General features: G+C 42.8%; 2 protein-coding genes. Both read left to right on the forward strand.

Annotated elements, in window-relative coordinates; translation table 11 throughout:
• The first annotated feature begins 227 nt into the window (after positions 1–227).
• Entirely contained in the window at positions 228–683 is a 456-nt protein-coding gene (locus tag B7X71_RS16705) for a polymer-forming cytoskeletal protein (RefSeq protein ID WP_293601563.1), read from the forward strand.
• A 53-nt stretch (positions 684–736) separates the two neighbouring features.
• Positions 737–1,539: hypothetical protein (locus B7X71_RS16710; protein WP_293601564.1), on the forward strand; the 803-nt coding region annotated here is incomplete at its 3' end.

Below are 1,539 nucleotides of genomic sequence, written 5' to 3' on the forward strand. Positions count from 1 at the left end.
TCTGTAAGTCCCTCAGGTTGATAGCGGTACCCTTTGATTTAGTTTGAGCCTCGCTCAGAGCTCGTGGATTCACGATAAATAAGTTAGTATTAACTAACTTATTTATCGACCCTCGCTACAAATGAGTACGTCCTAGTAGCTTGTCCCCAAATAAAGCTAGAATGGATCCCCGCCCAAACAGATGAGGGGGATAAAGCACTACGGTGTGGATGCCCAAAGGAAACCCAATGAGTTTGTTCAAGAAAAGTTCACAGTCCATTAAGTTCTTACAGCCAACGATGGAGTCCTTTGAGACCATCATTGGACCTGCTACGGAGGTTCATGGCAGGCTAGTTGCTAATGAGAGTCTACGAATTGATGGTCAAGTTATCGGCAATATCGAGGCGCGCCAAGGTAAGAGTGTCAGCATAGCTTTGGGTCGAACGGGGGTGGTGCTGGGTGATATTTTCGCCTTTAGGGTTCTAGTTGCCGGCAAGGTAGAAGGAAATATCTACGCTACTGAGCGCGTTGAGTTGCATGAAGGTGCGGAAGTTCGAGGCGACATTACTTATGGTCAACTCGGAATTGAGCATGGTGCAAAATTAAATGGCCTGATGATCTCCAGAAATGGTGAGGAGCCAGAGGGTGCCACTGATTCTGCTGCAATTTTTCAAGCCAATTGGAGCAAAATTAAAAGCCAATAATTTTTGGCGCACATCATTTTTACCTATTAACGCATTAACAAGGATAGTAGCTCATGGGATTATTTGACTTGATTAAAGGCGGGTCTTTGCAGATGAGTCAAAGACAGTTCGATCAGTGCGTTTTTAATCACTATCGCGAACGATTTAACTACGATAGTTTTCAAAGTTTCTGGCATGCAACAACTTCAAACCTAGATGGTAGCGTTGGGCGCTTAGTTGATCGCCTTTATGCATGTGAGGATGGCTTTCCAAAAGATAGTCTTTTACATGCGCAGTTAGCAGAAGCCTCTTTGATCATTGAAAAACATTGGTTCAATACCTACGGTATTAGTCCAGAGTCCTTAAGTATTTTTTCAAATATCTGCGCCCAGGCACAACAGGCTCTTGAGGAACAATTAAGTTCTGAAGCCGTTCAGCCTATTGAGATTGATCCTGAAGTGAGGGTTGATGGCTGTCAAAAAGCTCTGAACACGTATGAGCAAAATCTGGCTCAAATGGGTCTACCCAAGTTTGATGATTTAACCAAGATTCACTACTTTATGGTGGATATGAATGAAACCCTATCAGCCCCATTTAAATACAGCGGTAGTGTTTTAAAGGTTTTGGAGCAGGACTCTTATATGCAGGATGATGATGTTAGCTGGGGGCGATGGACTCTGTTTAGAGACGCTACTGGCTATACCGATATTTGGATTGTGCGCATCGAGTCTGGAAAAGCTGAGGTAGTAAAAATGATTTCTAAGTTAGATGCAGATGCCTACAGCTTAGATGAATCCCCCAGGGGAATTCAATATGATCTAGAAATTTTTAAGGCAATAGATAAGACACGTATTACTGCTTTTGATAATTCTGAATT

Source organism: Polynucleobacter sp. 39-46-10 (assembly GCF_002282275.1).